Origin of the sequence: Streptomyces sp. R-74717 (assembly GCF_047305335.1) — a bacterium.
Classification (GTDB): domain Bacteria; phylum Actinomycetota; class Actinomycetes; order Streptomycetales; family Streptomycetaceae; genus Streptomyces; species Streptomyces atratus.
Genome location: NZ_CP102361.1, coordinates 1,340,519 through 1,365,377 on the forward strand (window position 1 = coordinate 1,340,519; position 24,859 = coordinate 1,365,377).

At 68.6% G+C, this 24,859-nt stretch carries 21 protein-coding genes and 5 pseudogenes; 13 read left to right on the forward strand and 13 right to left on the reverse strand.

Going from position 1 to position 24,859, the window contains the following annotated elements; translation table 11 throughout:
• The first annotated feature begins 102 nt into the window (after positions 1-102).
• The 4 genes from NRF20_RS06215 to NRF20_RS06230 all read left to right on the forward strand — a co-directional run bounded on the left by NRF20_RS06215 (position 103) and on the right by NRF20_RS06230 (position 3,956).
• The gene (locus NRF20_RS06215) at positions 103-1,755 is read left to right on the forward strand and encodes an ISL3 family transposase (protein WP_413752175.1); all 1,653 of its coding nucleotides are present in this window, start codon (positions 103-105) and stop codon (positions 1,753-1,755) included.
• A gap of 456 nt (positions 1,756-2,211) precedes the next feature.
• The gene (locus NRF20_RS06220; protein WP_398634636.1) at positions 2,212-2,382 is read left to right on the forward strand and encodes a hypothetical protein; all 171 of its coding nucleotides are present in this window, start codon (positions 2,212-2,214) and stop codon (positions 2,380-2,382) included.
• 339 nt (positions 2,383-2,721) lie between these two features.
• Positions 2,722-3,150 carry a DUF2399 domain-containing protein gene (locus NRF20_RS06225; RefSeq protein WP_413754531.1) on the forward strand — a complete coding sequence of 143 codons (429 nt, stop codon included), beginning with the start codon at positions 2,722-2,724 and terminating at the stop codon, positions 3,148-3,150.
• Positions 3,147-3,956, forward strand: a complete 810-nt coding sequence (locus NRF20_RS06230; protein WP_413752176.1) for a serine/threonine protein kinase — start codon at positions 3,147-3,149, stop codon at positions 3,954-3,956. Before NRF20_RS06225 ends, NRF20_RS06230 begins: the two co-directional genes overlap by 4 nt.
• An 84-nt stretch (positions 3,957-4,040) precedes the next feature.
• Here the strand turns inward: NRF20_RS06230 and NRF20_RS06235 are convergent, their stop codons facing one another.
• Positions 4,041-4,508: an NUDIX domain-containing protein gene (locus NRF20_RS06235; RefSeq protein ID WP_398634633.1), complete on the reverse strand. Its 468-nt coding sequence runs from the start codon at positions 4,506-4,508 to the stop codon at positions 4,041-4,043.
• A 362-nt stretch (positions 4,509-4,870) separates the two neighbouring features.
• Positions 4,871-4,996: a hypothetical protein gene (locus NRF20_RS06240; protein WP_398634632.1), complete on the reverse strand. Its 126-nt coding sequence runs from the start codon at positions 4,994-4,996 to the stop codon at positions 4,871-4,873.
• Between the two features lie 259 nt (positions 4,997-5,255).
• Between NRF20_RS06240 and NRF20_RS06245 the strand changes: the two genes are divergently transcribed.
• On the forward strand, positions 5,256-6,095 hold the full coding sequence (locus NRF20_RS06245; RefSeq protein ID WP_413752177.1) for a hypothetical protein: 840 nt from the start codon (positions 5,256-5,258) through the stop codon (positions 6,093-6,095).
• Here the strand turns inward: NRF20_RS06245 and NRF20_RS06250 are convergent.
• From NRF20_RS06250 to NRF20_RS06260, 3 genes are read right to left on the reverse strand one after another with little or no spacing between them, the layout of a single operon-like run.
• Complete coding sequence (locus NRF20_RS06250) at positions 6,083-6,889, reverse strand: aldo/keto reductase (protein WP_398634630.1); 807 nt, start codon at positions 6,887-6,889, stop codon at positions 6,083-6,085. The two genes, NRF20_RS06245 and NRF20_RS06250, sit on opposite strands and share 13 nt — an antisense overlap.
• A complete protein-coding gene (locus NRF20_RS06255; RefSeq protein WP_413752178.1) occupies positions 6,799-8,010 on the reverse strand; it encodes a JmjC domain-containing protein in 1,212 nt (403 codons plus the stop codon). Before NRF20_RS06255 ends, NRF20_RS06250 begins: the two co-directional genes overlap by 91 nt.
• 9 nt (positions 8,011-8,019) lie before the next feature.
• The gene (locus NRF20_RS06260) at positions 8,020-8,193 is read right to left on the reverse strand and encodes a hypothetical protein (RefSeq protein WP_259933727.1); all 174 of its coding nucleotides are present in this window, start codon (positions 8,191-8,193) and stop codon (positions 8,020-8,022) included.
• Between the two features lie 687 nt (positions 8,194-8,880).
• Here NRF20_RS06260 and NRF20_RS06265 point away from each other — a divergent pair.
• From NRF20_RS06265 to NRF20_RS06290, 6 genes are all read left to right on the forward strand, one after another.
• Entirely contained in the window at positions 8,881-9,084 is a 204-nt protein-coding gene (locus NRF20_RS06265; RefSeq protein WP_259933728.1) for a hypothetical protein, read from the forward strand.
• Positions 9,084-9,818, forward strand: coding sequence for a restriction endonuclease (locus NRF20_RS06270; RefSeq protein WP_413752180.1), 735 nt, complete (start codon positions 9,084-9,086; stop codon positions 9,816-9,818). The genes NRF20_RS06265 and NRF20_RS06270 overlap by 1 nt, the downstream gene beginning before the upstream one ends.
• A complete protein-coding gene (locus tag NRF20_RS06275) occupies positions 9,808-10,515 on the forward strand; it encodes a restriction endonuclease (RefSeq protein WP_413752181.1) in 708 nt (235 codons plus the stop codon). Before NRF20_RS06270 ends, NRF20_RS06275 begins: the two co-directional genes overlap by 11 nt.
• A gap of 624 nt (positions 10,516-11,139) precedes the next feature.
• On the forward strand, positions 11,140-11,871 hold the full coding sequence (locus NRF20_RS06280; protein ID WP_413752182.1) for an NUDIX hydrolase: 732 nt from the start codon (positions 11,140-11,142) through the stop codon (positions 11,869-11,871).
• Positions 11,872-12,063: 192 nt separating this feature from the next.
• On the forward strand, positions 12,064-12,591 hold the full coding sequence (locus NRF20_RS06285) for a hypothetical protein (protein ID WP_413752183.1): 528 nt from the start codon (positions 12,064-12,066) through the stop codon (positions 12,589-12,591).
• A 71-nt stretch (positions 12,592-12,662) separates the two neighbouring features.
• Positions 12,663-13,592: an SDR family oxidoreductase gene (locus tag NRF20_RS06290; protein ID WP_413752184.1), complete on the forward strand. Its 930-nt coding sequence runs from the start codon at positions 12,663-12,665 to the stop codon at positions 13,590-13,592.
• A 219-nt stretch (positions 13,593-13,811) separates the two neighbouring features.
• Here the strand turns inward: NRF20_RS06290 and NRF20_RS06295 are convergent.
• The 8 genes and pseudogenes from NRF20_RS06295 to NRF20_RS06330 all read right to left on the reverse strand — a co-directional run.
• Positions 13,812-14,260, reverse strand: a pseudogene (locus NRF20_RS06295) (FAD-dependent oxidoreductase); the annotation flags it as partial.
• Positions 14,261-14,851: 591 nt separating this feature from the next.
• Entirely contained in the window at positions 14,852-17,152 is a 2,301-nt protein-coding gene (locus NRF20_RS06300) for a protein kinase domain-containing protein (RefSeq protein WP_398634623.1), read from the reverse strand.
• A 151-nt stretch (positions 17,153-17,303) separates the two neighbouring features.
• Positions 17,304-19,433 carry a PQQ-binding-like beta-propeller repeat protein gene (locus tag NRF20_RS06305; RefSeq protein ID WP_413752185.1) on the reverse strand — a complete coding sequence of 710 codons (2,130 nt, stop codon included), beginning with the start codon at positions 19,431-19,433 and terminating at the stop codon, positions 17,304-17,306.
• A 205-nt stretch (positions 19,434-19,638) separates the two neighbouring features.
• Positions 19,639-19,758: pseudogene (locus NRF20_RS06310) on the reverse strand (IS5/IS1182 family transposase); the annotation flags it as partial.
• Between the two features lie 2 nt (positions 19,759-19,760).
• Positions 19,761-19,920, reverse strand: a pseudogene (locus tag NRF20_RS06315) (FAD-binding protein); the annotation flags it as partial.
• A 20-nt stretch (positions 19,921-19,940) separates the two neighbouring features.
• Entirely contained in the window at positions 19,941-20,351 is a 411-nt protein-coding gene (locus NRF20_RS06320) for an NUDIX hydrolase (protein ID WP_413752186.1), read from the reverse strand.
• 5 nt (positions 20,352-20,356) lie between these two features.
• Positions 20,357-21,124: pseudogene (locus NRF20_RS06325) on the reverse strand (damage-control phosphatase ARMT1 family protein); the annotation flags it as partial.
• A 410-nt stretch (positions 21,125-21,534) separates the two neighbouring features.
• Positions 21,535-22,248 carry a tectonin domain-containing protein gene (locus NRF20_RS06330; protein ID WP_398634621.1) on the reverse strand — a complete coding sequence of 238 codons (714 nt, stop codon included), beginning with the start codon at positions 22,246-22,248 and terminating at the stop codon, positions 21,535-21,537.
• Positions 22,249-23,221: 973 nt separating this feature from the next.
• Here NRF20_RS06330 and NRF20_RS06335 point away from each other — a divergent pair.
• Positions 23,222-23,800, forward strand: a complete 579-nt coding sequence (locus NRF20_RS06335; protein WP_398634620.1) for a hypothetical protein — start codon at positions 23,222-23,224, stop codon at positions 23,798-23,800.
• 329 nt (positions 23,801-24,129) lie between these two features.
• Positions 24,130-24,476 (forward strand): annotated as a pseudogene (locus NRF20_RS06340) (hypothetical protein); the annotation flags it as partial.
• Positions 24,477-24,859 lie beyond the last annotated feature (383 nt).

Below are 24,859 nucleotides of genomic sequence, written 5' to 3' on the forward strand. Positions count from 1 at the left end.
AAACTCGCCGATGCAGTGGCTCCCGTTCACCGGTTCAGGCACGGATTCCGTGAAGTCGATCGTGCTCCTGTGCGCCGGTGACGCCCCGTCATCTTCGGGCGGATGCTGGCCGCGTGTGAAGAACTCTTCCTTCTGCTTCCGCATCTCGCCGGGATACAGGTCGAGTGCATGGAGGTGCGGGACGGCCGCGTGGTGATCGAAGCGTCGACGCCGGAAGACGTCCCCGTACTCTGCCCGGGCTGCCAGGCACCGTCTGGCCGGGTGCACAGCCGGTACGGACGGCGCCTGGCGGACGCGCCGTGCGGCGGGCGGGGCGTGGTGATTGAACTGTCGGTGCGCCGGCTGTTCTGCGACAACGGCGAGTGCCGACGGGTGACGTTCGCCGAGCAGATAGACGGGCTGACCAGCCGCTACGGTCGGCGAACGCCCGTCCTGCAGCGGATGCTCGCCGCGCTGGGCGTCGTCCTGGCCGCCCGCGCCGTGGCCCGTCTGGCGCTGCTACTCGGCATCGTGGTCAGCCGGACGACCGTCCTGCGCCTGGTCATGGCGTTGCCGGACCCGGCCTGGACGACCCCGCGCGTGCTGGGCATCGACGAGTTCGCCACCAGGAAGGGCCACCGGTACGGCACCATCCTGGTCGACTGCGAGTCCCACCAGCCCCTGGACCTGCTGCCCGACCGCGACGCGGACAGCGTCGCCGCCTGGCTAGGCGAGCACCCCGGCATCGAGATCATCTGCCGCGACCGCGCGCAGGTCTTCGCCGACGGAGCCCGCACAGGCGCCCCAAACGCCCAGCACTGCGCGGACAAATGGCACGTCTGGCACAACCTCGCCGAGGCCGTCGAACGCCTCGTCTCCCGCCACCGCGCCCTACTGCGCGACCTGGTCGAAACCTCCCCTGAACCCGAGCGACCGGAACCAGAGCCCGCACAGGTCGAGACGGTCAAAGCGGCCGAGGAACCGTCCGAGCCCTACCCGCAGGGGAAGTTCCTCGACCGGCTCCGCGACACCCACGCCGCCGTCCGGGCCCAGGTAGAGCAGGGCCTGAGTCTGCGCGAGATCGCCAGACGCCTCGGTCTCGGGCGCAACACCGTCCGCAAGTACGCCCGCGCGGCCAGTCCAGAGGCGATGCTGCACAGCCAGTGGCAGAACCGGACCAGCAAGCTCGACGCCTTCAAGCCCTACCTCGATCAGCGCATCGCCGAGGGCTGCACGAACGTGTCCCGGCTCCATCGCGAGCTGCAAGAACGCGGGGCACGCTGCAGTTACAGCACTCTGCGCGACTACGTCCGGCCGCTACGTTCCGACCGTCGGGCTGCCGGGAGCCCACCACCGATCGCGAGGCCGCCCTCACCCCGCGAGGCCACCGGCTGGATCATGCGCCACCCGGACCACCTACGCCAAGACGACCAGCAGCAGCTCAAGAACCTGCTGGCTCGCTCACCCGAGCTCACGGCCGCCGCAGGTCACGTCCGCACCTTCGCGACCATCATGACGAACCGCGAAGGAGACCGGCTGCGGCACTGGATCGCCGACGTCTGCGCGGACGAGCAGTGCGGCCTGGCCGGCTTCGCCGCCGGACTGATCCCCGACCTCGACGCCGTCGTCTACGGCATGAGCACCGACTGGTCCTCCGGGCCCGTCGAGGGCCGCGTCAACGACCTGAAAGCCCTCAAGCGCAGCATGTTCGGCAGAGCGAAACCACCGCTGCTGCGCAAGCGGCTCCTCCTGATCGCGGCCAGCCGCCGACCCTAACCTCTGCCGCCTCGGGCCTGGCGGTCCAGGAACTCGATCACTCGCGTTTCCGAACGTAGAAGCCGCTCTCGCTGCTCAGGAGGAAGAGAGGCGAGGAGGTCGACCAGGACTCGCTTCCGCGGGACGTACACCATGTTGCCGGAGTAGATCCTGCAACCTGCACACCAGGCGAGTCCGATGCAGCGCTCGAACATGGAGGACCCGGGCGGATGGAAGCGATACTGGTACGAGCAGGCGGACGTTCGGCAGGCGGCGCAGACCAGTTGATCGCCGTCGGGAATCGTGTCCCAGCCCCCGACCTTTCGCCAATGCTGTCGCCCGGCCGGTGCTCTTCAAGTCGTCATGCCGAGCATTCTCTCTCACCGCGAGTCGCCCGGTCTCGGCGTCCGGGGAAGAATCGGGCCGACCACAGACCGTGACGGACCCTCAGGCGGCCTGATCCACTTCACGGAATCCGTGCCTGAACCTTTGTGGCTGACCCGCTTCGACGGCAGCACCTGGACCCCGGACGACAAGTTCAACGGCACCCATCTGACCGGTGCCGGGCCCGCCTTGATCGCGTACCGCGATAAGAACGGCACCCAGGACCACCTGCTGTGTGTCCACCGCGGCCGTAGCAGCAGCTGACATCCAGCCAACCGCTGGTCCCTGCCCGTTGCTTCGCAGCCGGGACCAGTGGTGCGACCGGCCGGCGCTCGTTCTCCGGCACCGCCACCACCCAGGCCGAGGCATGCCGCCCGACATCCTGGCGCCATCGTGCGTGAGGCCATCGAGGTCCACCGCCCCCTTGAGGTCCATCGACAGGCACCCGCCCGTGAAGAAGTCGAACGACGCGCGATCCACGAACACCTGAGCGTTGAGCACGAGCCGACCCCGGTCAACCTCCCGCCGAGTGAATCTTGCGCCAGGTTCCGTGCACCACACCTGTTGCACCCGCTATGGTCGTCCCGACCGCTTCTGAGCTGCGTGAACTCCAATCGCGCGCTCGCGGCGCCCCGGAGAAACGTCGGAGACTTCGACTGGCCCGGCATCGAGATGACGAACCAGCTCCGCATCCGCTACCAGGCGGAACCCTGGCGGATGACCGCCTCGGACTATCTCAGCGCAGTTCGCGCAGACAGCGATCACGTCCACCTCAGCGGACGGCAGCAACCCACCGTCTGGGACCCAGAGCTCGCCGAAGCCATGGAAAGGGAAGACCGGGCCGTCTACGAGGAAGCAGTTACCGACATCCTGCTGACCGAATGGTCAGCCACACCCAGGGCCACGTCGGCCGTGGGGGAATCGCAGGGGGCCTCCGGCCATACCTCCGAGCCACACGTCCCGGGGCTCCCTCGATCACGTCCCCAATCGGCCCGCAGAGTCGGCCCAGAAGTGGCACCATCCCGAGCATGACGGCACACCCACTCCTAGACGTCACCCACGTGGCCGCGTTCGAGACCTACGTTGGAGACATTGGAACGATCTTCCGAACGTTCGCCGATCAGGACTCCGGGTGCACCTCATACGGAGTACTGGTCGACGGGCAGAGCTGGTTCGTGAAAACGGCCTCAACACCGGAAGCCGTGTCGTCGCTACACCGCGCTGAGTCCGTGCACCAGGCCGTCACCCACTCGACCATCGTGCCACTGCTGCACAGTTTCTCGACGCAGGACGGACTGGTCCTCGTCTACCCATGGGTCCCTGGCCAGGTTCTCTACCACCCGACCGTGTCCCATCACGGAGGCCGGGCTGCGCCCGATAGCCCGATGGCATGTTTCCGACGGCTGCCTCTCCCTTTGATCCACGCCGCCCTGGGTGCCATCTTGGACGCCCACCTCACCGTGGAACAGGCAGGGTTCGTTGCCGTTGACCTCTATGACGGCTGCATGCTGTACGACTTCGAAGATCACCGGATGATGCTGTGCGACCTGGATGAGTACCGACCAGGTCCGTTCACTTTGGGGGCGGACCGGCTTCCCGGCTCCCGGCGATACATGGCGCCGGAGGAGTTCGTACGCGGTTCAGTGATCGACATCCGGACAACAGTGTTCAACCTCAGCAGAGCCCTCCGTCTCCTCCTCGACGCCGGCGACGTGGAGGACCAGTGGCGCGGCACCCCCCACCAGCTGTCCGTGATCCGGCGAGCGACGGCAGCAGATCCACCGGCGAGGTTTCCCTCCGTGCGTGCCCTCGCCGACGCTTGGCATGGAGCAGCCTGAGCGAGGCTACGCTCCCTGGACAGCCAAACCGACCCTAGGGCCGTTGAGGCTGACGAAATCCGGCATCCTTCCCTGCATCGCCACTCACGCCTCGCGGATCGGGGTGTCGAGCACGGAGACGATCGCGTCGGCGTTGGCGGCGATGAAATCGGCCAGCTCCGGCGGCATCAGGTTCAGCTCGCGGACTGCCTCGGCCGTAAAGGGCACCCGGACCACCTCGTACCCGCCCCGCTCCGGCTTGGCGAACTCTGTGCCCGTCCGGGCGGCCAGGTCCATCGACTCCAGGCGCGCGGCGAAGATGTGCTGGACGCCGATGCCGCCCTCCAACTCGTCGGTGATCAGGTGGACGAGCTCGGCATGCTCCAACTTGCCGCCGAGCTCTTCGAACACTTCGCGATGCAGGGCCGCCTCGATGGTGGCGTCGTCGTCCTCGACGCCGCCGCCGACCGACACCCAGTACGGCTCCCTGCCTGGCTTGGTGCGCTTGATCAAGACCAGCTCGTCGCCGTCGAGGAGGATCGCGCGAGCGTTGCGTTTGACGATGTCGGTCATGCCGATTGCTCCTTTTGGTCGTGACACTGGGAGGGGAACGCCTCCGAGTTCGCGGGGCTGCACTCCGGGCCTGCGGACTCAGCATGGTGGACCGCACGTGCTGTGCGTGACGTACAAGCGCTGCACCAACACCGCATCACTGCCGAACATCCGTAGCTACGCCGGGTGTTGCGCATCCACGCGAGACGGCGGACGGAGGTTCGGTGGCGGTCAGGGTGCAGTGGCGGTCGGGCCGGGAGTCCCGGATGCTTCGCGAAGCGATGCAGATGAGTCTCCCCGACTTCGCCGCCCACCTGGGCATCAGCGACCGCACAGTCTCGAAGTGGGGTGCCAGCGGGGAGAGTTACTACCCACGTCCCGATTCACAGGCCGTCCTCGACACCGCTCTGGCCCGCTCGCCGGACGAGGCGAAAGCGCGATTCGCCGAAGCCCTTGGCGGGCTCAGCGAGGCCCCGCCGCTCGCCGCCGGGATAGGCGTCGACGCCCACAAGTTCCTGCCCGTCTTCATCGGGGTCGAGCGCGTCCGCCAGCTACACGCCGACATGACCACGGCCTCGGCCGACGGCTGGCTGGAGTCCTCGGCGGCTCGCCTGCACCACCCGGAAGCCTTAACGTGCACCCTCCACGTCGGTCAAGACCCATGCACCGACAATTCTGACAGCGGGTTGCCGACCCGCTCCCGGCGAGAGCTATGCCTTGCCCCAGATCTCCTTCAAAGTGCAACTGGGACTTGGTACGTTCAGGCGTATGACGCTGCGTTCGGTGGATCTACGCAAGGAACCCGTGGAAGCCGTACTGAACCGTGTGGAGCGGTCGCTGGGGGTGCGCCTGGACCAGGGGACGGTGGTGCGTAAGCGCCGGTCTCTGGGCGCGCGTACGGACCGCGATACATGGGTGCGCATCGAGCGTCGCGGACTCGACCGGATCGGGGTCCAGGGCGGGGACGGCACCGCGTCCGCCGAGGCCCTGCTCGGGATCGCGAAACCGGCCTGGCTCGCCGGCGTCGCATGGCGGGACGAGACGGAGGCGGTGATGTGGCGGGCGGACGAGACGGAGCTGCTGCCAGGGCCGCCGGTGGGCAGCGCCGTGGTGGCGGAGGGTCCGCAGCTGTCCGATGAGTGGTGGGCCGCGCTGAACGCGTCCCTGGATGCCCTCGCCGCGCAGCACACCAACCGCATCGCTACACCGGACACCGAGACCCTCACACAGGAACTGGTCACGGGAACGGTCCACAGCACCTTCCCCGGCGTCGATACGTCCGTGACCGAATGGCGTCCGGCCCATGCGGATTTCAACTGGGCGAATATCACGGCGCCGGAGTTCTGCGTGTTCGACTGGGAGGACTGGGGCATGGCCCCGTGCGGCCTGGACGCGGCAAACCTGTGGGGGGCCTCCCTCGCCGTCCCGGCTCTGGCCGATCGCGTCCGCAGCGAGCGGCGTGAGGATCTGGAGAGCCGGGACGGCAAGCTGATGACGTTGTTCGTCGCCGCGAAGATCCTCGGCCCCTACTCCGATCCCGAGGACCCCCGCCTGGGCCCCGCGAGGAAGGCTGCGGAGCAGCTGCTGCGGGAGCTTCAGGCGAGCTGACGGGCTTTGAGGAGCTGTCGGTACTCCCGGACTACCTTCTCGTCGACCTCGTACGTCAGGGCCTCGGTCAGCTCCCGCAGGTGATTGATGTTGTCGGTGCCGACCGCGACCGCGTCAACCCGGGGCAGGCCGTAGGAGGAGCGGAACGCAGCCTGGACCTTCGTGGCTGATGGGGGATTCCGCAGGAATACCCGCGGATCGAAGCGCTCCCACACTGCCTTGGCCGTACTTCCGCCGAAGGGGCTCATGCCCCATACCTGCGACGGACACCATCGCTTCGCCAGGGCCTCGGCGGCTTCGAGGACGTCGACCCCGACCAGCAGGCCCGCCCGGACCATGAGGACATCAGGGCGCGGAGCGTCGAGGTCCATGAGCGGGCGCGGATCCCAGGTCGAGACGCCCCAGGAGTGGCAGAGCCCTGCCTGTGCAGCGTCGGCCAGGACCGCGCATGCCTGTGCCAGCGTCTCGGCGTCGGGTGCCGAGTGCTCCGGGTTGTGGAGGAGTACCAGATCCGGCTCCTGCCCGAGGTCCTTGATGGCTTGCTCGGCGGCTGCGCGCAGCCGGGTGGGAGCGAGGCTGTGGCCCTCGGGGAAATACCCGACCTTGGTGGAGACCGAGAATTTCGGCAGGAGATCGCCGGCCGTCGTCTTCAGCACCTCGTGGGAGCGATGGCTGAGGTAGTTGGACGCGGTGTCGAGGCGTGCTACGCCGAAAGCGGCGGCTGCTTCGAGTAGGTCACGGGCGTGACCAGACCGGTATAGCCCGAGGACGATATTTCCGTCAGTGGTTCGCACAGCCCCTCCGTGATCAGCAGGTCGGCCAGGGTGGTGATGTCGTCGGGGGCGCCGTCGAGGTAGACCGGGTGGCCCGACAGGAGCGCGCGGAGGCCCGGTTCTGCGCGTTCGTGGAAGGTCAGCCGCTTGCCACCGCCGCAGACTTGGACCGTGGCGCCGGAGCGGACGATGGAGGGAGCGAACTCGGTGACGGCCGCGACTTTCTCCGGGCGGCCGAAGGCAGCCACATGCGGCATGTGGCGTGCGGGCGGGGTGTTGGACCGCAGTTCGTCCAGGTACCGCTCGGGGCTGTGGGTGGCGGCCAGAGCGCTGAGCTTGTCCGTCAGCATCTTGTGCGCGGTTTCTTCGGCGCCCTCCAGGTCGCGGCGGAACGCTTCGTCGGCGCGGGCGGCGTCGGAGAGGAAGTTGGCCCATGTGACGCCGGTCCGTTTGGTGAACCCGAACGTCACATGCAGCGAGTGTCCGCCGCTACCGGAGCCGAGGCGGGTGGCGGTGTGCCAGAAGCCGCGCGGGATGTGCATGACGTCCCCGGCCCGCATAGTTCCCTTCCACAGCACATCTTCGGAGGGCGTGCGGTTGCGTTCGGCGTCGCGGTACATCGGCGCCGGCCGGGACGGTCCGCGCACCTCCCACGATTTCTCGCCCGAAAGCTGCACGGCGATGACCTCGTGATCGTCCCAATGCAGATGGAATCCGTCGGTGTCACCGACCGCGAGGTATGCGTTGGCAGAGGTCAGTTCGCCACACCACCAGCCCAGGGCCCGGCAGGCGACTTCCAGCGTCGGGTCGAAGAAGTCGACGTGGTCCAGGACCACAGTGCCGTCGTCGTTGAGGATCCGTCCAAGGGCCGCCATGTCTGCCTGACTCACGGCCTGCCTGCGCCGGTTGACGTTGGTGGACAGGAACGTGGACGGATGAATTTCGTCGCCCTCGGCGTAGCAGCGCAGCTGCGGGTTGGCCAGGTGGCGGCGCTTGATCAGGTCCAGCAGTTTGTGCGGTGTCAGCAGGCGGGCGGGCAGCTCCGGGTCCGTGAGTCGGCCGCGTGCGAACGCGGTCCCCACGGAACCCGGCCCGTCCCAGCCGAGAGCCTTCTCGATGTGGGTGACGAGCCGGTGCTCCATGGGTTCCCCTTACTCCTTCGGGAGGTTCAGATCGCGGTTGTCGCCGTCATCGCCCGCGCTGTTCTGCGAGCTGGTGACGTCGGACCGCTCGGACTCGCTGCGGTCGTGCGCGGTCGCCAGCTCCTCCACGGCGATCAGAAGCTCGGGGCTGGTCCCCGCCTGCGTGGATGCCCTATCTGCCATCTTGTGCCCTTCCCTTCGGTTGTCCCACCCGGCTCCGGGCGAACTTCTGAGTTAACCCGTGTCCACCGCATGGCAGTAGGACGGGATTGGGACAGTGGTGCAGGGTGCCCCCGCTCCTCCTCGAGGGAAGAGGAACAAGGGCGGGTTCCGCCCGTGCCGACTGGCTGGTCTCGGGCACCGAGTTGTCCAACTGGGGCCCCAGCGCGGCCAACCAGCTCAGCGCCCTCCACGAGGAACGCGCCCGGCTCGGCCTGCCCCGTTCCCCTCGCCGACCGATCACCGAACTCTTCCGTATCGGAGGTCTGCTGTGTCCGGCGGGTAGTCGAGAAGCGTCGCGGCGCCGCATCCGGGCGACGTCGCGTGGGGGCGCACGGGCGCATACGCGGGAGCGCACCCCCTGTCTTTCTCGCCAACTTCGGCCCACCCGGCAGATCCGCTCCGACCAGCGGTTTCGTCGGCTGCCGTGCGGTGCCTGGTCGGGCGCACTCAGCGGTCGCGGCGCTCGGTTCTCCATGGTCACCTGGTCATTCACCTCACGTTCGGCTGCGGATGGAAGGCCGTGCACGGTGGTGGCCGGTTTGGAGTGATCGCGGTGCGGTTCTGCCGAGTTGGTGTCGGTGGTCGCTGCTACATCCATGTCAGAAGGGCCGCGCTGGTGCGGCCGTCAGTTCCGGGAGGGGACAGTTCATGACGCCTGAGGGCTATCACCGGGTGCGCGGCCACATTCGCCGGAATCCGACCCGGCGGTCCGCGAAGAAGATGAGCCCGTGGCTGATCGCCGGGATCGCCGCCGTGGTGGTGCTGTGGGGGCAGTTCTTCGGGTTCGAGGCGGCCGCGCCGGCACAGCCCGCCACGCCCGGGGTGACGGCGACGCCGTCGGCCGGCCGCTGATGAGCCGGCGACGCTTTACGATCCGTCGGCCGCGTGGCGTGGTCGAGTACGGGGCGGCGGCCCTGGTCGCCGCCGCAGCGGTCTCCTTGGTGGTGCGGCTGCTCGTGTGGGTGGGCGAGGTGCTCGTACGGTGGTGGCCCGTCGTGGCCGTGCTCGCCCTGCTTGGTATCGCGGTTGGCGCCTGGCGCGCTGCGGCAGCCGCGCGCGAGCGCACGGCACGAGCACAGCGTCTGTCCGTGCTGCGGTTCACCCTGGCGGAGATCGACGCGATGGACGACCGGCAGTTCGAGTTCGCGCTGCGGGACCTGCTGATACGGGACGGCTGGTCGGCTCGGCAGGTCGGGCAGCAGGGCGACCAGGCCGCCGACGTCATCGCCGGCCACCCCACGTACGGGCGGATTGTCGTCCAGGCCAAGCACACCAAGGTCGCCGCGAAGGTCGGCTCCCAGGTCATGTATCAGGTGAAGGGGACAGCCGGCCCCGTCCACCGGGCGAACTCGGCAGTGGTCGTGACGAACGGCAGCTTCACCCGCGACGCCAGGGAGTGGGGAGACCGGCATACGATCGGCTGGGCCGACCGCGAGCGACTGCGTTCGTGGGCAGAGCTGGGCGTGCCACTCCATCAGATCCTGCGACTGCCCACCCTCGTGCGCCGACGGCTTCCCGGCACGCAACCGTTCCCCGCTCCGTACGGACGGACAACCTCAGAGGGGAGGACGAACGGTGTTCGATGAAGACGGCTCCCTCGACCCTTTCCTGAAGGTCCTGCTGTATGCCGTGCTGGTCCTGGCCGCCGGGAAGATGCTCTGGGAGTGGCTGACCGGCACCGTCATCGACTGGATCACCGTGGACCTGTGGGGCGCGGTCACCGAGCACCCCTGGTGGACCACGCTCGTCGTGCTCGGCTCCCTCACTACACTGTTGCTCCTCGCCCGGCTCGCCGGTGCCGTCCTCGGCCTTCTCACCACACGCGCCGTCGCGGTCAGCGTGGATGCGACACCCGTTGAGCCGGAGCCGACCCTGCTCACCTACCGGATGAAGCAGCTCGAAGCCATGAGCCCGACCGGGTTCGAGCACGCCTGCGCCGAACTCCTCGCCCGGGACGGTTTCCTCCATTCCCGGCGAGTGGGCGGCTCAGGCGACCTCGGCGCCGACGTCATCGCCAGCGACCCCAACGGCCTCACCGTCGTGGTCCAGTGCAAGCAGCTCAGCCGGCCCGTCAACTCACCGGCGATGCAGCAGTTCAACGGCACAGCCCGTCCGGAGCACGGCGCCGACCACGCCATCATTATCGGGCTCAACGGATTCACCCAGCCCGCGCTCGACTTCGCCGCCCGCCACCGTCTCATCACCATCGGCCGCGAGGACCTCAAGAGATGGGCACACGGCACCCACCTCTACGACATCATCCACGCCCTCACCGCCCCGTAGCCCCGGCGCCAGGCCGCGAACCGCTCGGCCCACCACCCCGTCGTCAACCCGATTCATGATGCAGGAGGAGCACCTTGGATGTCCGCCGTGCCGACCGCCATGACGCAGCCCAGCTCACCAGGCTGCGCCGCATCATGCTCGACACCACGCGGCGCGCACCGGACGGCGAATGGCTCACCCCGTGAGGCGGCCTTCGCCGACCTCCTCTGAGCACCCCGCTTCGTCGCCTTCGTCGTCAACGCGCCCAACGGTGCCGGTCTCGCCTCCTGCGCGGTCGGCACCTACGTCCCCCGCTTCCCCAGCCCCCACCCAGCAACGCTCCGTGTTCCACGGCGAGATCCACTCCGTCGCCACCAACCCCGCCTGGCGCCGACGCGGCTACGGCCTCCGTCGTGACCGCCCCCATGCAGTGGCTCGCCTCCCAGGACTGCTCCTCCGTCCGCCTCAACGCGCTCCCCCGAAGGGCTCCCCCTCTACGCCCAACTCGGTTTCCGTCCCATTCCCGCGCCGGCCATGACCTGGACCTGCCGGTAGGGACGGCCTTGGCAATCTTCAGGAAGCGAGGAGCGCGTACCGGCCACTTTCGACCGAGCCGAACGCCCGGACGGACGGGAAGGACCTCCAATGCAGCCCCGACATCTCCCTGTCGAGTTCCTCGACGCGCACCAGATCAACCTCATCGAGCACCCTCCCCCCGCCCTGTCACCGCAGGAACAGGGAAAAGTCGACCGTCTCTGGGAGGAAACGAAGGCCCACAACCCCACCACCTTCGACGGCCCCCTCGTCGCGAGCCTGGGCATCGACCTGCCCGGGCCCGGCCCGTTGGTGGTGCGGTGGGCCAGGATGACGTACCGGCACCGGGCCCTGGGGCAGCTCCGGCCGACCGAAGAAGTCCCCGGGGCCGTCTTCGTCACCGTCCTGTTGCCCACCGAGGACGGACTCGCGCTCGGACGCAGCTCCCCCACCACCGCGACGCCCGGCCGCTGGACCCTCCCCGGCGGCACAGCGGAACCGCCTGCGGCCGGCCGCCCCCTGGACATGGCGTCACTCCGTCGGCATGCCGCCCGCGAGCTGGCCGAGGAACTCGGCATCCACGCCGCCGACGAGAAGCTGCGGCTGTGGGACCTCACCCGAGGAGCACGGTTCGGCAGCCTTGGCTTCCACTTCCTCGCCCCGTCCGTGCCCAGCGCTCTCGTGCGTCGCCGGCACGCGGATCTCACCGTGTCGGAGACGGAGCGTGGAAACGTACCCGAGCTCGACGAGATCGCCTTCGTGTCGTCGGCCGAGCAGGCTGCGTGCCTCGGTTCAGGCGCGGACTACCTGCACCAGGTCCTCTGCCGGTACTTCTCGACCTGAACACGCGAGCTGGTCCGACGCAGCACCTTCGCGTTTTCGCCCCCCAGCCGCCGTACCCAAGTGAAACGGCGAGGCTGACCGGCTCCCAGGCCCGCATCGATCACGAGGAGCCCTACTGGGTCAAGAAAGCAGCCCAGCAACTGACCGCTGACGGGATCACCGTCGAGATCACCCCCCGGCTCCGGGGAAGCCATGGACGAGGAATGGACCTGGGCCGACTACCCGATGCCCTGGTGCACCCGCAGCGAGATCCGCGAGGTCTCCAACGAGGCCCAGAAGATCCACGACGACATCCGCCACGTCCAGCTCCTCATCCCCGCCCACACCAAGGACAGCCACACCACCGTCGCAGTCGGCACCTACCTCGGCAGCGGCAAGAGCGTCTACCACGGCGAAAACCACCTGCGGCAGGTCGCTGACGTCTTCGACTCGCCCGCCCAAGCCCTGGTCGCCTTCGAGAAGTTCCACAGTGCCGACATGCGCCCCGGCCCGGCGCCCATGACCAACGCCGAGCACGCCGCCGCCGAAGCCCGAACCCCGCTCGCCATACCCGCGGTCCAGCCTGAACCCGCACGCCCAGAACCGGAAACTGTCCCGGCGTACGCGGCCGATGCTGGCGACCACGATGTCCTCCTCGACGACTTCCTTGACGCTCACGCGCCGGGGGAAGCGCCGCTGGCTACGCGGGCGCTCCGGCCATGCCTCTGCGGATCCACGTGACGGATGCCGGTAGGTCGCCTCTTCGCGTGCTTCCCCGTTCCACCGCGGGGCAGCAACTACCGTGTACCGGCATGACTGTGCTGATCATCGGAGCCAGCGGGTTTCTGGGGACCGAGCTGGTGCACCAGGCGACGTCCGCAGGTCGCGTCACGGCCGCGACGTTCAACTCACGCCCTGGCGACGCCTCCGGCACCTCGTGGCACCACCTGGACTTACGGCATCCCCGTCGACTCGACGAGATCATCGACACAGTGGCACCGAGCATGGTGATCAACGCGTCCAGCGGGGAGGCCGACTGGGCAGTCACTGCGGATGGCCCCGTCCGCCTCGCCGAGGCGACGGCGAGGCGGGGGATCGGCCTCGTGCATGTCTCCAGCGACGCCGTGTTCTCCGGGTCCCACGTGCACTACGACGAGACGGCTCTCCCCGATCCGATCACCCCCTACGGGGCCGCGAAGGCCGCCGCTGAGACCGCCGTGCGACTCCTCCACCCGGCCTCGGTCGTCGCCCGCACCTCGCTGATCATCGGCGATGGCCGATCCGCGCACGAACGAGTAGTGCACGAGCTAGCCGGCGGCGCGCGGGAGGGAGCCCTGTTCACGGACGACATCCGCTGCCCTGTGCATGTCGCCGACCTGGCGGCTGCCCTGTGGGAGCTTGCGGTGTCCGACGCAGCCGGCGTCTTCCACCTGGCTGGATGCGATGCCCTCAGCCGCTACGCACTCGGCGTGCTCATCGCCCGACGCGACGGCGTCGACCCCTCCCTACTGCCCGCCGGCCGCCGCGCGGACACGCACCTCCTGGGAGCCCTGGACGTACGCCTCAACAGCCAGGCCACGCAACGTCGGCTGAGCATCAGACTCCGCGGGGCCAGGGAATTCCTCGGCGCCGCCACGGCTGCTGCCGACGCCAACACCGACGTGATGCATGCCGATGCCGAGATCTTCGACCAGGTCCGGCCCCAGGCAGAAATCCTTCCCAACTGCGAGGACATCGTTTGATGCACCCTCACAGGGCACATCGCTTCCCAGGGCGTCCTGCGTGAGGGCCGCGGACCCGTCGAGCTGCCCCTGCCGGACGCCGGTCCACAGCAGCGGCGCAATCTGGAGGGCAGTCGGGGGTATAAGTACGAGCTGTACTGCGACGGTGCGCTGCTCTACCGCTCCCCGTTCCTGATGCTCGGTGGGACCCGGAGGACGGCCGACGGCTCCCTGGTCGTGACCGGCGCCCCTTCCGTGCCCGTAGTTGTGCACGACCACGGTGCTGTCCTCCCGCCGCTCCGCCTCCACGCGGACCGTGGCGCGGGTCTGCCGGGCGCCGATCCGGTGTTTCAGGACGCGGGCCTGGGCGAGGCGGGGTTCGAGCTCGGAGCAGCGGGCAAGGATGCCGGCTGCCGCCTTGTCATCGGGGGCGAGGCCACCCTCGCCGTCAATGTCTGTGCCGCCCAGGACGACGGTGTCGCCGTGGGGAAAGAAGCACAGCAGATCTGGAGGGAGGCCGGTGTCCTCGGAGAAGAACTCGGTCAGCCCCGGGTGGGTGACGACAACGTGCTGCCCGCGGATGGGCCAGAGGTTCGGGACCGGGACCAGCTCGTGGGCGCCGAGACCGACGCAGTTGACGATCACGGGGCCGGGCCGGCGTCCGCGAGCGAGGCCAGGCGTCGCCGCTGTAGGGAGCGCGACTTCGTGAGCACGGACTCCTGCGGAAACACCAGAATCCGCATCTGATGATGCAGCGCACGCGTCGGCTGAGCATGGGCAGAATCGCCTGCCAGGCTCTGAGTGGTAGTCACCGCCGGTAGCGGGCCCTGGTGTCGAGGGCCGTCGGGGTTCAGGAAGGACGCGTCTTCCATGTTCTCTGCGGGAAGTTCCGGGGTGCGGGGTGAGCTTCGACGATCGCCGGCTACCCCAACGGGCGATGTCAGCTAGGTCGCGGTTGCTTGGCAGGGGCAGCCGAAGTCGTTCACGTCCACGGACGTGGTGTACGGCTGAGGACGTGAAGGCCGCTGGAGGCGATCCCCCCACATCGCTCAATGCCCGAGGGCGGGGCGGCCGACCCTCGGACTCGGGTGCGCCGCGCTCGGCTGACTTGCCGGAGAGGCACTCGGCGAGGACGTCCGGCCTGATATGGCGCTGTCCGGTCCATCCGTCGGTCTACTCCGCCAGGACCGCGGTGACCAGGCGGAGGACCGCGCCCCGGTCGGGGAAGAACCCGACGACATCGGCGCGACGGCAGACTGACTCAGCTGGTGCGAGGGTACTCAGCTTTCGGTCAGGGAGATCCTCCCCGCGTGCAGGCGTTCGTCTCCGCCGTCGAAGTAGGCGCGGTCACCGGAGATGGTGAGGAGCGGGTCCGTGCCGGTGGTCAGGGGGGCGTCTCCCAGCGATTTTCCGGTGCGGGGGTCGAGGGCCCGCAAGGTGCCGGCGTCGCTGAAGTGGAGCGCGCCGCCGGTGAGTACAGGTGGTGAGGCCGCGCCGGTCGTTCCATACTCCCACAGCCGTTTGCCGGAGCTGGCGGTGAACGCGTACACGCGGCCGGCGCTGTCGGCGGTGTTGAATCTGGCCTTGACGCTGGCGTAGGCGACGCCGTCGGCGACGAGGGGCGGGCCGTTCCATTCCGCGTCCTTGGATTTCGACTGGTACTTCCAGCGCACTTCGCCGCTGGAGGCGTCTGCGGCGTAGAACGTGCCCTCCTCACTGCCGAAGTAGACGGTGCTTTCGGCGACCGAGAGTGAGGTGACCTTGCCTCTGTTGCTGCCGCCGGTCTTGATCCGCCACAACTGGTCGCCGGTGTCCGCGTCCAGGGCGTAGAGGTAGTTCTCGTAGTCCTTTCCTCCGAGGCCGCAGTAGATCACTCCGTCTGCCACGGTGAGCGCGGTCGACAGGCCGGGGCTGACCGGGCGATTCCACAGCTCCTCACCGGTCTCGGCGTCCAGCGCGTAGAGGGCGGGCTGCCCCTTCGGCCAGGGGAGGGTGAGTAGGTAGACGGTTCCCTTGGCAGCAGCGACATTGGTGATCCCGTATTCGGTTCCCTTGGGAGCGGCGCCAGTTGAGGCGTCGTCAATCTTGAAACTCCACCGTCTGTCACCGGTGTCCGCGTCCACGGAGTGCAGCGCGCCTGTGGCTCCGCTGAAGGCATAGACAGCCCCGTCGGCAATGGTGACGGGGCGTGCCCCCTGCAACCCGTCGTACTTCCAGATCTGAGTGCCGCCGGCGGTGTCGAGGGCGTGCAGGGTGCCGCCCTGGTCGCCGAAGTAGACCTTCCCGTCGACGATCAACGGAGGGCCGGCGGGATCCTCCTCGTAGGACCACAGCTCTTGGAAGGCCAGCTCCGTTGCCGCAGCGGTGGGTTCCTTGCCCTGGGCGTTGCTCTGGTCCCCGTCGGGGAGGCCGTCGGGCAGGAGCAGTGTGGCCGCGAGGACCGCCAGGACCGCGGCGACGGCGAGGCCGATCAGGGCGTGGCGCCGGGGCAGGCCCAGCAGTCGGCCGGCGGAAACCGGCTGAGGAGGCGGCGCGAGGAGCCCGGCCGCCGGGGCGGGCCCGATTGCCGCGGTGTCGACGGCGGTTCGGGACACGCCACCGGCTGGGGACTGTTCGGCGGCGGGTGGGGCGCCGGCAGGAGGCGCTGTGAGGGGTACGGTGCCGGTGGCCGTCTCCGGCAGCGGCGTCGCCTGAATGCGGGTGACCTCGGTGGCCACCGGCGCGGGAAGCCAGCCCGAACCGCTGATCACACCTTCCGTCGGGCGAGCCGCCGACAACTGGCCCAATTTGTCGACCAGTTCCGGCACCGACGGGCGTTGCTTTGGATCCTTGGCGAGGCACCGGGCGACGACATCCGCGAGTCGGACCGGTACGTGGCTGAGGTTGGGTTCCTCGTGGACGACCCGATAGGCCACGCCGTGCGCGGCGCCGCCTGCGAAGGGTCCGCTCCCGGTCACCGCGTACACCAGGACCGCGCCGAGGGCGAACACGTCGCCGGCGGCCCCGACGTCTCTACCGACGAGTTGCTCGGGCGGCATGTAGCCGGGGGTGCCGACGGCAGTGCCGGTCAGGGTGAGTTTGGTGTCGTCGGCGGCCACCGAGATCCCGAAGTCGATGACGCGTGGGCCGTCGTCGGCGAGCAGCACGTTCGAGGGTTTCAGGTCGCGGTGCACCACCTCGGCGCTGTGGATGGCCTCCAGTGCCTCGGCCAGCGCGGTGCCCAGCGTCAGCACCGGCTGCTCCGGCCAGGCGCCATGTGCGGCGACTGCTTCGGTCAGGGACAGGCCGGGCACGTAGGCAGTGGCAAGCCACGGCGGGTCGGCCTCCGGCGCGGCGTCGACCACGGCGGCGGTGAAGAAGCCCGTGACGCGCTGTGCGGCTTCGACCTCGCGGGCGAACCGTCGCCGGAACCCGGGGTCGTCCGCGAGCTCCTCCCGGACGACCTTCACCGCGACCGTCCGGCCGCCCGGCGACCGGGCCAGGTACACCCGGCCCATGCCACCCGAGCCAAGCCGGCCGACGATCCTGTACGGGCCGGCCTGACTGGGGTCTCCTGCCTCCAGCGGTGCGAACGCCGCCACCTGTCCTCCCTCACTGTCCCGTGCGCGGCACGGATCGACGTGTCCGATTTCGCTGGTACGCCGACGACTTGGCGACGGCTCGCAGGTGCGCGCTCCGACCGGTGCCAGATCACTGGGTACGTCGCTCCACAGCACCCTCGCTCATTGAGGGCTAGTTCACCAGCGAGACGGCGCGCAGTCGGTCGCCGTCCTCGAAGTAGACAGTTCCGTTGACGATGTACGGGCGCCACTGACCGCTGGAGGTCATCAGGTTCTCCTGCCACTTCGGTCGACCGCTGCGGGCGTCCAGGGCGTACAGCGTCCCGGTCTCGTCGGTGAAGTAGACGGTGCCGGCGGCCACCGACAAGGTGTCGATCTCATCCGTGTCCTGGCGGTGGCGCCACAGCGGCTTGCCGGTGCCGGCGTCGAAGGCCGACACGTAGGCGTCGTTCTCGAAGTAGACGACCCCATCGGCCACGACCGGGGTGTCCGCCCCGCTCGCGATCCGGGGGTTCCACAGCTTCCCGCTGAAGCCGCGCTGCCACACCTTCTGGCCGGTTCGGGCGTCGACGGCGTACAGGGTGCCGTTCCGGCCACCGCAGTAGACCGTGTTGCCCGCCGCGGCCGGTGCCGTGATCAGGGCACTGTCGGCCTCGAACGTCCACTGCTTCTTGCCGGTGCCGGTGTTCACGGCGAACAGCTCCTGGTCGCCATGGGCGTAGGCCCTGCTGCCGGCAACGGCGAAATCCCCCTCTACTGCCCCGGCGCCGAGCTGGTAGGTCCACAGGATCTTGCCGGTGCCGAGGTCCTGGGCCAGTAGGAAGCCGACGATGACGGAGTACGCCGCGTCGTCGAGGGTGGCAGGGGAGGTCAGGATGCTTTTGGCCTTCCAGCGTGTCTCGCCGCTGTCCGCGTCCGCGGCGTACAGGGCACGGCCGCTGATGTAGAAGAGCGTCCCACCGGAGGCGGAGACGACACTCGTGTCGTCCCCTTCCGCTTGCCGTTGCCACAGCCGGCTGCCGTCCCTGGCGTCCAGGGCCCGCAGGGTGCCTTGGTCTCCGCTGCTGAGGTAGACCGCGCCGTCCGCCACAGCATCCAGCGTCAGCTTGCCGTCCAACGGGCGGGACCATAGCTGTTTCGCCTTCGCCTTCGGTGTGCTGGGAGACTTCTCGTCGTCGCCACGCCCGAAGTCGTTCAGGAGTGCTGTCGTAGTGACGATGGCGAGGGTCGCGGCGATGGCGAGGCCCGCCAGAACGCGGCGCCGGGCCAGGCGTCTCGGGCCGCTGGGGGCAGGTGGCGCAGCGGCAGATGCGTCAGCGGGCTCCGCCGCGGGCGGGGCGGTCGCGGGAGCGAGCTTGAGGGCGGCCCTCTCCTCCTGGGCGGGTGCGGCGGCGTCCGGCAGCGGGGCGGCCTGGATGTGGGCAATGGCATCGGCCACTGGTCCGGGCAGCCAGTCGGCCTCCGTGAAATGGCCGTCGGGCCGGTGGCCCGGGACCTGCGCCAGTTCTTTCAGCAGCTCTGGCACTGCGGGCCGATTGTCCGGGTTCTTCGCCAGGCATCGGGCCGCCACCTCGGCGAGTCCGGACGGCAGGCCGCCCAGGTCGGGCTCCTCGTGCATGACCCGGTAGTTCACCGCATGCCCCGCGCCGTTTCCGAACGGGCCCGTGCCTGTCGCCGTATACGCCAGCACCGCACCCAGAGCGAATACGTCAGCGGCCGGGCCGGTCTTCTCGCCACGCAGTTGTTCGGGCGGGATGAACCCGGGGGTGCCGATCACCACGCCCGCCTCTGTGAGCAAGGTGTCCTCGGCCGCTACCGAGATTCCGAAGTCGATCACCCGGGGTCCGTCCGCCGCCAGCAGCACGTTCGACGGTTTGAGATCCCGGTGCACCACGCCTGCACGGTGGATGGCTCCCAGCGCCTCGGCCAGCGCAGCCCCCAACTTTCGCACTGCTTGCTCCGGCCAGACCCCGTGCTTGGCCAGAGCGTCCGCCAGGGACAGTCCGGGGACGTACTCGGTGGCCAGCCACGCCGGGCGGCCCTCCGGGGCGGCGTCGACCACTGCGGCGGTGAAGAAGCCCGATACCCGGCGGGCCGCTGCCACCTCCCGAACGAACCGCCGCCGGAACCCCGGGTCGTCCGCCAAGGCGGCCCGTACCACCTTCACCGCGACCATGCGTCCGCTTGGCGACCGGGCCAGGTACACCCGGCCCATGCCTCCCTGGCCCAGCCGTCCCGCCAGCCGGTATCGGCCGACCTGTTCGGGGTCCCCCGAAGTCAACGGTGCGAACGCCGCCACCACGCACCCCTCCTGTCATCTCGCCCGTGCGAGGATCCATCTCCCGTGTACAACGAAGGACTTGAGCAACACGACCATGGTTGCGGGTCTGAGGCCCCAGTATTCACGCCTCGGGAAACCCTTGTCAGAACCTCACTCCTCAAGGCCCGCTGGATCCGCCCCACCTGGCTCTCCCCGGCAGATGGCCAGCAGCATGCCCAGACCGCTTCTGACGGCTCTTGAAGGGTGGCCGTCCGCCGCGTGAGCCTTTGCGCAGGCGGGCGGCCCGGCTGTCGGTCTTCTCCGGGATCGTGTGCCGGATTCCCCGGCGTCGCGGGTACTCACGCCAGGCAGGTACGGGCCCCACATCGCCCCGGGCCGCCAGCGACGTGACGCCCCGCACCTGCTCGGCAATCACGTGCACTGATTCCCCGGCCCCGGCAAGAACGATGCCGGTGGTGAGCCCTGCCACCCCAGCACCCACAACGACAACGCGCTCTCGTGTGCTCAAGGGAGCTGACCCATGGGTGCTCACGAGAGCAGAGCCTCGTCGAGGTAGTTTTGCACTGGTTCGAATAGCCCATACGGAACGTACTGCGGGATTTGGCCGTGAGTGGCCCACGCCAGTTCGGCGAGCTCTTCGACGCTCGCGACAAACGCCGTGCCGCTGAGGGGTCGGCATGCGATGTAGTGGATCTCCCGGCCCGTCACAGGGTGAACCCGTTGTCCCAGCACACTGGTCGGGGTCACCAGGAGCCCCGTCTCCTCCTGGGTTTCACGCACTGCAGCCTCTTCGGGAGCTTCGCCAGGCTCGATCTTCCCTGCCGGGAACTGCCACGAGAGTACGCCTTCCGCGACTCGTCGCCGCACGAGCAAGACTCGCTCGTCCTGAACGACGATGGCAGCGGCGACTGCTGTCTGGGCCTCTATCGTCACGGGCATTCCCCCTACCGTCGCACCTGAATCAGCGCGTGAGTTCCACTAGTACGCCAGGCAGCTCCGGACCGTTCGAGAGCGTCCAGCGTTCCCTGCTCAAGGCCGACGATGACGTCGGACTTCAGGGTCCGCAGCGCCGCGACGGCCCCCGGGAAGTACGCGGCGAGATCGGCCAAGGGCACCGTGGGGTGCCACAGCTGGTCGCCCACCAGGCGACGGTAGTTGAGGTCGCCCTTCAGGATGGTGAGCGTGACGCTCGCCAACTCGCCGCGAAGGTCCTCGGGCATCTCCTTGTACGGCAGCGGAGCGCAGAAGAAAGGGTGGGTGCGGACCTCCAGGCTTCCTGCCGTCATGGCCTTCCACAGTCGGCCGCCGATCCGGCCGGCTTCGCCGGGCGCCTCGGTGAGGCGATGGAGGCAGTCGACGACGTCAGCCGTCATCGCGTCGGAGACGTAGTAGGGGTAGGGCTTGACGTGAAGCACGACCCGTTCGGCATGCCGGTGTTCAAGGAGGTGGTCGATGAGGAGCAGATCCGGGATGAGCTCTCGTCCAGCGTTGTCCGCCACAACGGCGACTGTGGAGGACGCTCCGGCGGGCAGGAGCTGCCACACCACCGCGCTGTCATCGGCCACCAACGCGGAGGCAGCGGCGTCACCGATCGCCGGCTCCCCCGCCGAGACGCGGAAGCCGAGATCCGCACGGTTGCCCCACAACGAGGCGTGGAGCAGGGCCGTGGCCCGCTCGTCGGCCGGAGCGCTCGCGAGCGCGTCCAGGGCCCGGGCGGTGCTGAAAGTCGCTCCGAAAGCCCTCAGCGTGGAGTTGCAGGCGTCCACGACCTTCTTGCCGTCGGAGACGTCCTCCAGCGGCTTCCCCGACGAGGTCTCGCCCACCTCCATGACGATGTCGAGTGAACGTGGGCGGCGGGCGGAACGCGAATGCCGTCACCCCCGAAGAGTCGCTGTCCGATATCAGCAGGTTCGATCCGAGAACGTGCCCGGTGAAGGTGCGGTTGGCTGACTGCGGGGGCCCACCGCCGTCCCATGGCCTGGCGGCAGGCCGTGGGGGATCCCACTCCCACTTGGACGGAAGCGCCGCCTCGGCGATGTGTGGATTGGCCATGACCGACACCTCGATCGGTGCCGAGGTGGGGTTGGAGACGCAGGGGCCCGCAAGGATGGCGGAGCGGGAATCAGCTCGGCTGGTCTCCGGTGTACCGGTAGATCTCGGCGCCGCTGTTGATGTGCCACACGGTGCCGTCGGCACCAGCGGCGATGTCGGTGGCGGTGCCGGGGATCTTGATCCACGGGTTGACGCCGCTGGCGTCGTTGTTGGTGTACCGGTAGATGCTGCCGGCGGGATCGACGCCCCACACATTCGTCCGGGAGCCCACCGCGATGCGCTTGAGGCTGCCGGAGACGTTCACCCACGGGTTCGAACTGTCCTGGTCCCCGGTATACCGGAAGATCTGGTTCCCGCCGTTGACACCCCACACGGTGCCGTCGGCGCCCGCGCCGATGTCACTCAGCGCCCCGGGGATCTTGATCCACGGGCTGGTGTCGTAGTTGGTGTGCCGGTAGATGGCGCTGGCGGAGTCGACCCCCCACACATTCGTCCGGGATCCCGCGTCGATGCGGACCAGGCTGCCGGAGATGTTCACCCACGGGTTCGAAGCCCCCTGGTCCCCGGCGTACCGGAAGATCTGGTTGCCGCCGTTGACACCCCACACGGTGCCGTCCGCCGCAGCGCCGATGTCACTCAGCGCCCCCACGATGTTGATCCACGGGTTGGCGTCGTAGTTGGTGTACCGGAAGATGCTGCTCGCCGCGTTCACACCCCACACGGTTGTCCTGGACCCCGCCGAAATCGCGGTGAGACTGCCTGCGACCTTCACCCAATCCGCCATGCCGAAATCCCCTTCATCGAACCGGTGTTGGCTTCCATCTTCGAGGATTTGATGAGCTGATAAGGCGGGTGCATGCTTGCTCTATTACCAAACAAGCCAGTAAATCAATGTTTCGTTTCTTGTCGCCTTGCGGGGTGGAGAGCTGGAGCGGCTCGGCCCGGAGCATTTCGGCTGGAAGTGCTGTCCCGCCCAGGGGGGATCGACACGAGTGCCGGTTCATGCCTCCGACCTGGACGACCCGGATTTCTCCTGACAGTCCTTCATTCGGACGATGGCCAAGTAGTCGGTCCAACTCCCACCGGCGAAAGCCGCCCAGCGCTCCGCCGCCTTGGGGTGAATGCAGCGGCGCGACCTGGAGCGGACCACGTCGTATCAGTACGAGCTGTACCACAGCAGTGCGCTGCTCTTCTCCTCTCCACAACTGACACTCAAGGAGACCCGAAGGACGAAAGACGGGTCTCTGGCGGTCACCGGATCTCCCCGACCTTCGCTGAGGCGACGTCCTCAACAGGCCGCCCGTGTCCCGCTGCCCGCGGCGGGAGCCGATGTTCACCGGCCGCAGCCGGTGGTGCCGGCCTGCTGACGCGTAGCGCCTTGCTTGTGGTGCTATGCACCGCAGTTGGTGAGCTGATTGGGGGCCTATGAACTCGCGCTATCCCACACATGACTCCGGTTCCTGGACCTCTGGCTGGCCAGTTCTACATACACCGAAGGGCGCGGGGCGGGTCCCATCCGCCACCTCTTCCGTGTCCGCACGCGGCCGACAAGAGGATGCACCCGCTCGCACCTTTGTCCTGAAAAGACCGTTCGCCCAGTACGCACGCTATCAGTGCAATTCATCTGAAGGTGTGCTTTGCATGTATCGCCCGGGCGCGCCGTCGCTGCCGCCGACACCATCCGAAGTGTCGGGCCCCGCCTGCTCACCAGCGCGGGAACCGGCTCAGCGCGGATCCACCGAAGAGAGGAACCAGTGATGGCGAACGAGTTGCGTTACGGCGACCGACTGCACCTGCAGAACCTCTATCAGGGCGACGGGGGCTACCTCGACACCAACGGCACTTCCAGCGCGCCAGGGGCCAAGCTGGCAGTTTCCACAGCCCCCACCGCCACGCGCGCGCCGGGCACCGGTACCTGGGAGATCGTCTCCGGTTCCTGCCAGGCCGCCGGCGCACCGGTCAAGAGCGGCGACATCATCTACCTGCGCAATCTCTGGGACGGTAACGGCGGCTACCTGGACGTCAACGGCGCAGCCAGCGCTGCCCAACAGAGCTCCGGCGGCATCTACGACGTCACCACCGCCTGGGGCAAGGACCGCGACGAGAACAGCAGCCGCTGGCAGATCTTCGACACTACCTCCGCGCCCCTGGACGGCCTCGTCCGCTTCAACGACACCGTCCAGCTGTGGAGCACCTACCACAACAGGGGCGGTTTCCTGGACACCAACGACGTCAGCACCGCGACCGGCGCCCGGTACGACGTGGACACCAGCGCCTACTCCAACCGCGCCAACGCCGACGTCGCCTTCTGGAAGGTCCTGCGACCGCAACCCTGACCCCCACGCCCCAGCCGGCCTCACCCCGGCGGCACACGACACGAAGCCCTGACGGCCTACACGAGCCGTCAGGGCTCCTTCGCACTCGGGCCGGCTGCTCCTCGTCCCTCCCGCCAGGCGGAGCAATTCATCAGCCGACCTCGACCGCTCAGTCACTCCATCGGTCTTCTGTGGGAAACCCCGCGGTCCGGGGCCCCGAGTGGCCAACTACCGATCAACGTTCTGGCCAGATAGCAGTCAACGTTTCGACTCAGACCTGTGCCGCTCGGCGGACGGCTGGCCAACTACCGTGCAAAGACACATCGGCGTCCGTCCGTACGGTGGGAGGCATGACGACGTCCTCCACCCCCGAGCCGGTGCCGGTTCCCATCCGGGTGCTGCTGCCCGGGGACCAGGCGGTCGTTGCGCACCTGTGGTCCCGGCGCCAGCTGCGCGACGACTGGCTGTACGAGGTCGGTCTCCCGGCCTACCGCAACGGGGCCGGGGACAGTGTGGAGCCTGCCAAGTACCGGTCTGGGTGCGGGCGCCGGAGCACGTACTGCCCGTGGACGGCGTCTTGTACGACGCCGTGCCCACCGAGTACCTGGAGCCGCCCACGGTCGTCCAGCAGGCGCTGGGGCCGCGCCGCCCGTCCGGCTGGGTGCTGGCGAAGGCCGGCGGGCGCGGGCCCGGTCGGCCCCGTAGTCCTAGCTCGGACACCAGGAAGCAAGTAACCCGCCGGTAGCTTTCAGGGCTTTGCCGCGGCGGTCTTCTTCGGCTGGCGGGGCACGGTCTTCTCGCGGTCGAGGTGTCGGTAGACCGTGGAGCGGGGGACGTTGAACATCCCGCGTCCCGCGAGGCGGCGGCTGCCTGCGGCTGGCGATGCACCTGGGCCTCGTCGTGGCAGACCACGACGAGGTAAGTCGGAATTACTCGTCCACCGAGTAGAGGCCGTAGCCAACGCGGTCACCGACGCTGGCGCGCTGCCGCCACCTCGCGAAGGGCCATGCCGACGCCGCACACTCCTCCGCCAGCCTGGCGCGCTGGCGGGGCAGAAGACCTTGAGGCATGGGTCGCTCA